5 protein-coding genes are annotated in these 10571 nt (G+C 69.7%); 1 reads left to right on the forward strand and 4 read right to left on the reverse strand.

All coding sequences use genetic code 11. The annotated features are described in order from the left end of the window. Positions 1-53: 53 nt before the first annotated feature. Together GA0115259_RS26615 and GA0115259_RS26620 are read right to left on the reverse strand one after the other, a co-directional pair. Positions 54-1232: an acyl-CoA dehydrogenase family protein gene (locus GA0115259_RS26615; RefSeq protein WP_093601726.1), complete on the reverse strand. Its 1179-nt coding sequence runs from the start codon at positions 1230-1232 to the stop codon at positions 54-56. Between the two features lie 278 nt (positions 1233-1510). Continuing rightward, positions 1511-2383, reverse strand: coding sequence for an NAD(P)-dependent oxidoreductase (locus GA0115259_RS26620; protein WP_093601729.1), 873 nt, complete (start codon positions 2381-2383; stop codon positions 1511-1513). Positions 2384-2469: 86 nt separating this feature from the next. Here GA0115259_RS26620 and GA0115259_RS26625 point away from each other — a divergent pair, with 86 nt between their 5' ends. After that, the gene (locus GA0115259_RS26625) at positions 2470-3081 is read left to right on the forward strand and encodes a TetR/AcrR family transcriptional regulator (protein ID WP_093601731.1); all 612 of its coding nucleotides are present in this window, start codon (positions 2470-2472) and stop codon (positions 3079-3081) included. A gap of 107 nt (positions 3082-3188) precedes the next feature. Here GA0115259_RS26625 and GA0115259_RS26630 read toward each other — a convergent pair whose 3' ends face one another. Both GA0115259_RS26630 and GA0115259_RS26635 read right to left on the reverse strand, forming a co-directional pair. Further along, entirely contained in the window at positions 3189-9824 is a 6636-nt protein-coding gene (locus GA0115259_RS26630; protein ID WP_093601733.1) for a type I polyketide synthase, read from the reverse strand. A 116-nt stretch (positions 9825-9940) separates the two neighbouring features. Beyond that, positions 9941-10571 (reverse strand): phosphopantetheine-binding protein (locus tag GA0115259_RS26635; protein ID WP_237540520.1); only part of this gene is annotated, 631 nt, incomplete at its 5' end.

The following is a 10571-nucleotide window of genomic DNA, read 5'->3' on the forward strand; positions in this document are numbered from 1 at the left end:
CGGGTACGGCGGCATACCTCGCGGCCGGTCGGCTCACAGGTGGTCGTTCCGGCTCACAGGTAGTCGTTGTCGGGTTCGAGTCCGAGCAGGACCCGCCCGTGCACCTCGAAGCTGCTCAGCGGATTCATCAAGCCGTGCAGATAAAGGCCCTGGATATCGCGGTAGACACGCTGGAACGCCGAGGCGCGCGCGATGACCGAGGCACTGCTCACGGCGTGCAGCGTGTCCACCGCCTCCTTCGCCAGCTGGACGGCGAATCCCATCTGCCCTCGCATGGCGGCCTTTTCTGCCACCTCCAGCTGAACGCCCTCGTCGGCGGCCTGCTGCATAGCGCGCGCCCAGCCGGCGGCGAGTGCCTCGGCAGCGGTGATCCGGTTGGCCGCGAGGCCCACCTGGATCTGGGTGTGAGGGTGCTTGCTCTGGTCGCTCCAGTGCGTGTAGGCGAGAGCCTTGCCGGGGACCCGTTCGAGGGTGAGCTCCAACGCGGCGCGGGCCAGACCGAGGAAGACCGGCACGGACAGCGCCATGACATAGGCGGTCAGTCCGTAGTTGCGGCCGGTGGCCCCGCTGTTGGAGCGCCCGCCGACGAGGCCCTCCAGTACCTCGATCCCGTCGACCATGCGGTGGGCCGGCACGAACAGGTCCTTCACCGTGGTGGTGAAACTGCCCGTACCGGACGCCGCCGTGACATCCCAGTCGTCGGCGATCTCCACTTCGGAGGCCGGGACGACGGCGAATACCTCCACAGGCTCGCCGTCCTTGGATTCGAGCATGGCCGCGTAGATATTCCAGTCGGCTCCCCGGATACCCGTGTTGAAGCGCCAGCTGCCATTGAGGACATATCCGCCCTCGGTCTCCACAGCGGTGCCCGTGGGCGTGAATCCGCCGGAGATACGGACCGAGCCGCCCGCGAAGATCTCCTCCTGGGCCTGATCCGGATACTGGCTCGCGATCCAGGCACTGGAGACCCAGGCACAGGCGACCCAGCCGGTCGAACCACAGCCTCGGGCGATCTCCGCCACGATGTCCACCTGGTCGGCGACCGGCAGGTCGAGGCCGCCGAACCGCTGCGGAACCGCGATACGGAAGACGTCGGCCTTTTCCAGGATTTCAATGTTCTCGTCCGGTATCCATCCCCGCCTTTCGGCCTCCGGGCCATTTGCCCTCAGCGTCGGAACAATGCTCCGCACAGCGTCCAGAACGGATGCGGTTTCCTGCCCGGCGTCAGCCATTCCGTCTCCTCATCACAGCTTTTCCTGAGTGGAACCGATGGCGAGGCTAGCAAGAACGGACAACGCCATCGACAGCGACTGCTCACGTGTCAGTAACCGCGTCCGCCCGCCTGCGATTACCGCGTGATTACCCCGCACGCCATGGATATGGGCGGCGAGTTACACGCCACCGCCCTTACGGCGCCGTGACGAGGATTGAAAATTGCGGATGCCGGGAATCACGGATCCCAGGATTCATGAAATCTCGCCGAGGCCCATTCACACGGAGCGCCGATATATCAGGCCGTCGGCTTCTTGAGCACCTCGATGAGGCTGGAGAAGCTGTTCTCGGCGAAGCCCTTCTCCATGCCCGCCTTGAAGATCTCGGCGACGGCGGCCGGCAGCACGGTGCTGACACCCGCGTCCCGGTGCGTGTGCAGGACATGGTCGACACTGGCCGCTCCCATCGCGAGCCGGTCCACATCGCCCGGGTAGTCCGCGGAGTCCACGTGCTGCGCGTACAGCTCCAGGAAGTGCGGCATCATCGACGTCATCATCGTGGCGTAGGGCAGGAGTTCCTTCGCCGTGACGCCGTTGGCCCGGCCCAGCGCGAGCGTCTGGTAGTAACTGAGCATCGTGGTCCAGAAGATGGTCATCTGGGCCTGGTAGTACATGGCCGCGAGACCGGCGTCCTCGCCGCGGTAGTCCGCGTCGGTGAGGACCTTCAGAGTGTCCTCGTGGGCGTCGAAGACATCCTTGGGACCGCTGTAGTAGGTGGCGGACCCGGGCTTGCCGATCAGCGGCGGCGGCACCTGCACACCGCCGGTGAGATGCTTCGCACCGTGCTCGGCCGCCCATGTGGCCGCCTGACGGGCCTTGTCCGGAGTGTCGGAGCTGAGGTTGGCGATGACCTTGCCGGACAGGGCATCCGTCACCGGCTCAAGGACGGCGTACACCGCGTCGTAGTCCGTCAGGCTCAGCACGATCAGCTCATTGGCGCCCAGGGCGGCCTCAACTGTGGGAGCCAGTACGGCGCCTCGGGCCACCAGCGCCTCGGCCTTGGCGGCGGTCCGGTTCCACACCGTCACCCCGTGGCCGTTGTCCAGGAAGGTGTTCACCATCGCCTGGCCCATCGGGCCCAGACCGATGACCGTAACCGACTGCTTGCCCATCAGAAGCTCTCCTTAGAACGATCGCTCTATCAAGTGACAAGGTATCAGTCCTCTAGAACGATCGCTCTATCAAGTAGATTGACGACATGCAGACCAAGCCGCAGGACGTGAGCGCCAGGGACACGGAGGCCGGCGTCGGCACGCGCGAGCGCGTGGTGCGCGCCGCGTCGCGGCTCCTCCAGCGGCAGGGATACGAAGGCACCGGGATCAAGCTGATCGCCCGGGAGGCGCAGGCCACACTCGGTTCCGTCTACCACTTCTTCCCGGGCGGCAAGGAGGAGCTGGCCGTCGCGGCGATCCGGCACGGCGACCAGGAGTTCGCCGACATGCTGAGCGCCGGGCTCGGCAGTTCGGACGATCCGGCCGTCGCGGTGGAGAACTGCGCGCGCCGACTCGCCACCGCCCTGCGCGAGTCGGACTGGAGCGACGGCTGTCCGGTCACGGCGACGGCCCTGGAGACGCTCGGCCGTACGCCCCGTATTCAGGAGGCGTGCCACGCGGCGTTCCGGAACTGGCAGGAGGTGCTGGCCGTCAAGTTCCGCGAGTGCGGCTTCGGCGAGGAAGAGGCCGAGAATCTCGCCTGCACCGTACTGGCTTCCCTGGAAGGCGCCGAGGTGACCTCCCAGGTCTTCCGGAGCGAGCGGCCTCTGCTCACCGCCGGGCGGCACATGGCGCAGTTGATCAGGTCCCGTTCGTAGACCGCGCGGGCAACTCCCGTACTCATGGCCGTGTGAACGGCGAAAGGTGGAGCATCCCGAACGGGACGCTCCACCTCCTTTCTGATATGTCGTCAGCCGCTACACGGTCAGTCGGCTGCCGGGAAGTGTCCTTCCTGTACGAAGAAGTCGACGTACGTGGCGAACAGCTCCTCGGTCAGCGGCGGGCACGCGATTCCCGTGCCCTCCAGCGCCGCTTCCGTCTCTGTCGTGTCGATGGGCGGATAGAAGGCATCCGTGTCCGAGGTCATCATCTCGAACGCGTGCAGCAGCGGCAGCAGCGCGTTGGTGCGGTCGGCCCGTACCGCCGCGCTCCACTCCTGCCGGCCGGTGTCGCGCAACCGGTATCCGAGGCCGCGCAGTTGGGACACACAGTCGGAGAGGCTCAGAGAGCTCCGGTTGAAGAGATGGAATGTGCCGCCGGCCGTGTCGGGCTTGATCGAGATCCCAATGATCGCCGCGCTGACATAGTCGACGGGCAGCAGATGGAAGCGGCCCTCGGTCCCGGACGGTACGGCCTGCGCCTGGAGCAGTCCCTTGAGGCTGAGCCAGACGAAGTCACGTGTCTGGCAGGCGCCGTTGCGCTGATCGCCGGAGATCACATCCACCCGGTAGACGGACACGGGTATCCCCCGGTCCCGGGCCAGTCCGACGAGCTGCTCGGCGACCCACTTGCTCTGGAGATATCCGCTGGGCAGCGCTTCGGCCGGGCCGGTGGGATCGGTCACCTTGAGCGGTACACCGGCGGTGACAGGGCCGTTGAAGACACCGACCGTGGACACATAGTGGACGGGAACCGTGCGATGGCGTGCGGCCAGCCGCAGGATCTCCTCGGTGCCACGGACATTGGCCGCCCGCAGCGCCGCGTACGGATGCAGCCAGTGGACCGTCGCTCCCGCGTGGTAGACGACATCGGCCGTACGGGCCAGGGAGTCGAAGACCTCCGGAGCCAGGCCGAGTCCCTCCTCGGCGAGGTCGCCGACCAGTACCGAGAGCCGGTCGGGATCGATGGCGTCCCAGACGCGGTACCACTCCAGGCTCGTACGCAGCCGCTCGTACGCCGCCGCCTCGTCCGCGCCGCGTACCAGGCAGTGGATCCGCGCCTCGGTGGTGAGCATCAGATCGCGCAGCAGGAACGCGCCGAGGAAGCCGCTCGCTCCCGTCAGCAGGATCTCCCGGGGATCCGCGGTGGGGCTGACGGTCTCGGCCGCGCGCCGGATGTCATCGGCGAGACGGATGTCCACCGCGTAGTCGACGGTGTCCTGGGCCACACTGCCCGAGTCGGTGCCGGGCCCGCCGCTCACGGCGAGGAGCTCCGTCAGCAGCCGGGTGGCCAGGGCCGTCGGAGTCGGATGATCGAAGACCAGCGTCGCGGGCAGCCGCAGACCGGTCACGGCGGCGAGCCGGTTACGGAGTTCCACCGAGGTGAGCGAGTCGAAACCGAGCTGGGTGAAGGGCCGTTCGGGATCGATGCCCCGGCCGCCGCCATGCCCGAGGACGCCTCCCATGGCATCGAGCAGCGCCTTCAGCACCACCTCGCGCTGCTCCTCCGGCCCGGTCAGTCCGGCCAGCCGGTCGGCGAGACCGGTCCCGTCCTCGGCGGCGGCGCGGGCGACCGCGCGAACCGGCGTACGGACGAGGGAGCGGAGCACCGTGGGCACCTGCGGCTGTCCTCGTAGCACTGCCAGATCCAGCGGAGTGGCGACGGTGTCGGCGCGGCCGAGCCGCAGCGCGAGGTCGAGCAGCGCCGGGCCCTGCTCGGTGGCGACCTGGCGGAAGCCGCTGCGGGCGATACGCCGGAGATCGGTCTCGGTCAGTCCTCCGGTCAGTCCGGAGGACTGCTCCCACAGGCCCCAGGCCAGGGAGAGGGCCGGCAGTCCATGGGCGGCGCGGTGCCGGGCGAGCCCGTCGAGGAAGCTGTTGGCGGCGGCGTAGGTGGACTGGCCGGGCCCGCCGATCACGGCGGCGACGGACGAGAACAGCACGAAGGCGGTCAGGTCCAGGTCCCGTGTCAGCTCGTGCAGATGCCAGGCGGCGTCGGCCTTCGGCCTCAGCACACCGTCCAGCCGCTCCGCGTTCTGCGCGGTGACGAGTCCGTCGTCCAGTACACCGGCGGTGTGGACGACGCCGGTCAGCGGATGCTCGCGTGGTACGCGCGCCAGCAGCGCGGCGAGCGCGGCACGGTCGGAGACATCGCATGCCTCGACCGTGACCGTGGCTCCCAGCGCGGTCAGCTCCGCCACCAACTCGGCTGCTCCCGGGGCCTGTTCACCACGGCGGCTGACCAGTAGCAGATGGTCCACACCGTGCTCGGTCACCAGATGCCTGGCGAACAGCCCGCCGAGCGAACCGGTGCCGCCGGTGATCAGTACCGTACCCTCGGAGTCCCAGACCGGCTCCGGGCCGAGGCCGTCGCGTCGTACGCGTGCCAGGCGTGGCAGGAGAACCGTGTCCTCGCGTATCGCGGCCTGGGCCTCACCGGTGGCGAGGAGCCGGGAGAGCAGTACGTCCGTGGTCGCGTCCAGTGCCGTGGCCGCGTCGGAGGGCAGGTCCACGAGGACGATACGGCCGGGCGCCTCGGACTGCGCCGAACGCAGCAGCCCCCAGGCCGCCGCACCGCCCAGATCCATGACATCGTCGCCGTCCGCCACCGCCATCGCGCCGGAGGTCAGCACCACCAGCGGGACATCGGAGAGCCGCTCCTCCGCGAGCCACTCCCGCACGAGCGCCAGCGCGCGGCCGGTGGTGTCCCGGACCGAGGCGGTGGTGTCGGCCGTCCCGTCCTCGCTGGTCAGACGGACGCGTACGGCGTCGACCGGCGCGCCGGAGGCGATCGCGGCGGCGGTCTCGGCCACGGTCGGGCAGCCGACCGTGGAGTCGGCCGTGGCCTGCCCGGCGCCGTCGAGCAGGGCCCACCGTACGTCCGTACCGCCGACGGGCGGGAGCGGGTACGGCGTCCACTCCATCCGGAACAGCGCGTCGTGCGGGCGGATCCGAGCGGAGACGAGGGCCGCTGTGTCGAACGGCCGTACGGTCACGGCATCGGCTTCGGCGACAAGCTGTCCGGTCGGGTCGAGGAGCCGCACCGTGAAGGTGCCGCTGTCCTCGGTGGTCCCGTCCACCGGCGCGAGATGGGCCCGCACGGCGGTGGCGCCCGTGGCGTACAAACGTACACCGCGCCACTGGCCGGCCGTTCCCGCGCGTGCCATGGAGCCGGCGCCGCGTGCCGCGGGTCCGATGAGCAGCAGCGGTTGGAGCGCGGCCTCCAGCAGCGCCGGATGCAGCCCGTACTCGGAGGCCCGCTCCGCCGTCACGTCGGGCAGCACGACCTCGGCGAACAGCTCGGCGCCGCGTCGCCATAGCCCGGTGAGGCCCTGGAACGCCGGTCCGTACACCGTGCCCGCTTCCGCGAGGCGGAGCCGGACATCGGCCGTCGGGAGCGGTTCCGCGCCGGCCGGTGGCCACTGCTGCGCCGCTCCCGGAGATGGCGGCGGGATGAGCGGGCCGGAACTCAGCAGGCCGTGCGCGTGCCGGATCCATGACGCGCCGGTGCCGTCGGGCCGGGAGTGGCAGGCGAGCGCCCGGTGCCCGGACGCGTCGGGAGCGCCGACCGTGACACGCAGATGGACGCCGCCGTCGGCGGGCAGCACCAGAGGCGTTTCGACGGTGAGGTCGTCCAGAACGGTGCAGCCGACCTCGTCGCCCGCCCGTATCGCCAGCTCGACCAGCGCGGCGGCCGGCAGTACGGCCGTACCGTCCACGGTGTGCTCGGCCGGCCAGGGATGGCTACGTACCGACAGCCGGCTGGTGAACACCGCCTCGTCGCTCTCGTCCAGCAGCAGGGCGGCGCCCAGCAGCGGGTGCTCGGCCGGCTGGAGGCCGAGCCCGGCGGCGTCCGTGTGCGACTCGGCGGCATCCACCCAGTAGCGCCGGCGCTGAAACGCGTACGTGGGCAGCTCCACGGTGCGGGCGCCGGTCCCGGCGAAGAACGCCTGCCAGTCGGGCCGCGCGCCGGTCATGTGCAGCAGGCCGAGCCCGCCCGCCAGACCGCGCGGCTCGGGCTGGTCACGGCGCAGCAGGGCGATGGCCGTGGTGGCGCCCGGCGCCCGGTCCGTGAGGACGCCTTGGACGAGCGCGGTGAGAACACGGTCGGGACCGATCTCGACAAAGGTCGTCGCGCCCTCCTCGTGGAGGCTTGTCACGGCCTCGGCGAACCGTACGGCCTGCCGGACCTGAGCCACCCAGTAGTCGGCGGACCGCAGTTCGTCGCCGATGGCGATCCGGCCGGTCAGTGTGGACACCACCGGAACAGCGGGAGCGTGGTACGAGACGCGCTTCGCCGCCGTACGGAACTCCTCCAGCATCGCGTCCATGTGCAGTGAGTGGAACGCGTGGGACACCGCCAGCCTGCTGGTCCGGCGGCCCAGCTCCGCGAAGTGGTGCGCGATCTCCTCGACGGCCGTGGTGTCACCCGAAATCACCACGGAGGAAGGGCCGTTGACCGCCGCGATGCCCACTTCGTGCTCACGGCCCAGCAACAGCGCGACCGCCTCCTGCTCCGTCGTCCGCACCGCCACCATCGCACCGCCGCGAGGCAGTGCCTGCATGAGCCGGGCGCGGGAGGCGACCAGCCAGGCGGCGTCCGGCAGATCGAGCACACCCGACACATGCGCTGCGGCCAGTTCGCCCACCGAGTGTCCGGCGACCGCATCCGGTGTCACGCCCAAGGACTCCAGCAGCCGGAACAGCGCCACCTCGAAGGCGAACAGCGCGGGCTGAGTAAAACCGGTCTCGGCGAGCAGTGCGGCCTCGGCCGACCCCTCGGCAGCGAACATCACGGATTTCAGAGGGCGTTCGAGATGAGGATCGAGTACCGCGCAGACTTCGTCCAGCGCCTTCGCGAACGCCGGGTACGACTCGTACAGTTCACGACCCATCCCGGCCCGCTGGGCGCCCTGGCCCGAGAACAGAAACGCAGTCCGGCCCGAGGACCGCACCGCGCTCAGCACACCGGGAGCCGGTATGCCTTCCGCCAACGACCGCAGTCCGGCGATCAGTTCCTCCCGGTCCGCGCCCACGACGGTCACGCTGTGGTCGTGTGCGGTGCGGGTGGTGGCCAGGGAGAGACCGATGTCGGCGATGTCCAGTTCCGGATGTGCCTCGGCGTACGCGGACAACCGCGCGGCCTGCGCGTGGAGGGCGTCCTCGGTCCTCGCGGAGACCGTCCAGGGCACCACGGGCAGCGGCTGTACGGTGCGCTGCCGTTCCTCGCCCGCCTCACCGACAACGGAGGCGGCTTCGAGGACGGGCTCAGGCTCAGGCTCTTCGAGGATGACATGCGCGTTGGTTCCGCTCACGCCGAACGCGGAGACAGCCGCGCGCCGTGGGCCCTCCGGACGGACGGGCCAGTCGCGGGCCCTGGTGAGGAGTTCCACAGCGCCCGCCGACCAGTCGACCATGGGTGTCGGTTCCTCGACATGCAGCGTTCTGGGCAGTACGCCATGGCGCATCGCCTGCACCATCTTGATCACACCACCGACGCCGGCAGCGGCGACGGTGTGACCGATGTTGGACTTCAACGAGCCCAGCAGCAGCGGCTGTTCGCGCTTCTGACCGTAGGTGGCGAGCAGGGCCTGAGCCTCGATCGGATCACCGAGCCGCGTCCCGGTGCCATGGGCCTCCACCGCGTCCACATCGGCCGCCGTCAGACCGGCGCTCGCGAGCGCCTGCCGGATCACCCGCTCCTGCGAGGGACCGTTCGGTGCCGTCAGACCGTTGCTCGCACCGTCCTGGTTCACCGCGCTGCCTCGTACCACCGCCAGTACCCGGTGGCCGTTCCTGCGGGCGTCGGCGAGCTTCTCGACGACGAGCAGGCCGACGCCCTCCGACCACGAAGTACCGTCGGCAGACGAGGAGAACGACTTGATACGGCCGTCGGGCGCCAGCCCTTTCTGGCGTGAGAAGTCCACGAATCCGCCGGGCGTGGCGGTGACGGTGGCGCCGCCGGCCAGCGCGAGCGTCGACTCGCCCTTGCGCACCGACTGCACCGCCAGATGCAGGGCGACCAGCGACGACGAGCACGCCGTGTCGACCGAGAGCGCCGGGCCCTCCAGACCGAAGGTGTAGGAGATCCGGCCGGAGGCGACGCTGCTGAGCTTGCCGGTCATCAGATAGCCCTCGAACTCCTCGGGCCCTTCGAGTCCCAGATAGCTCTGCTCCACCACACCCGCGAAGACACCGGTCCTCGATCCCTTGAGCGTGGCCGGATCGATCCCGGCGTTCTCGAACGCCTCCCACGCCGTCTCCAGCAGGACCCGCTGCTGCGGATCCATCGCCAGTGCCTCACGCGGCGAGATACCGAAGAAGCCCGCGTCGAACAGCGCGGCGCCGTCGAGGAATCCGCCCTCCCTGGTGTACGAGGTGCCGGGCTCCTCCGGGTCCGGGCTGTAGAGCGCCTCCAGGTCCCAGCCACGGTCGGCCGGGAACTCACTGATCGCGTCCGTGCCGTCCGCGACCAGCCGCCACAGATCGTCGGGCGAGGTCACACCGCCCGGGAACCGGCATGCCATTCCCACGATCGCGACGGGCTCCTCGCCGGCCGTCTCCAGCTCGGTGATCCGCTCGCGCGCCTTTCGCAGATCGGTCGTCACCCACTTGAGGTAGTCGACCAGCTTCTGCTCCTTGGCCTCGGCCTGCTTCTGCTCATTGGACATGTCTGCGGACATGCGGAATCAGTCTCTCCTCGGTACGGCAAGATGCCAGGAACGCGGTACGTGACGGGGCGTGGTCGTGGTCGTGGCATGGCGTGGCAGGGAACGTGGCGTGATGTGGCGCCGGACGGTCAGCCCGTCGCGCGGCCGAGCTGGGTGTCGATGAAGGCGAAGATCTCGTCCGTCGAGGCGTCGGCGATCAGATCGGGCCGAGGTGCGGTGTCGGCCGTGTCCACGGGCGCGCTCACCTTGGCCAGCAAGGTCTGAAGGCGTACGGAGATACCGGAGCGGGCGTCGTCGTCCTGCGGGAGCTCCGCCAACGACGCCTCGATACGGTCCAGTTCGTCGTGGACGGAGCGTGCTGGATCCATGGCCTCGGGAGCGGCCTCGGCCCGTAGATACGCGGCGAGTGCGGCCGGTGTCGGGTGGTCGAAGACCAGGGTGGCGGGCAGCCGGACACCGGTCGCGGCGCCCAGCCGGTTGCGCAGTTCGACGCCGGTCAGTGAGTCGAAGCCCAGCTCCTGGAAGGGCCGGTCAGGTGCGACACCGGCCGGACTCGCATGGCCCAGGACAGCCGCGACCGTCGTGATGACGGTCTCCAGCAGATACTGCTCCTGCTGGGCCTCCGACAGTTCCGCCAGCCGTTCGGCCAAGGACATGGCCCCGGCCGTCTCCGCCGTGCTGCCGCCGTTCGCACCGCCCGGCCGCGCGCCGTCCGTGGCCACCGAGGCAACCACCGGAGAGGCCACCAGCGCCGCCACA

Source organism: Streptomyces sp. MnatMP-M17 (genome assembly GCF_900091995.1).
Classification (GTDB): domain Bacteria; phylum Actinomycetota; class Actinomycetes; order Streptomycetales; family Streptomycetaceae; genus Streptomyces.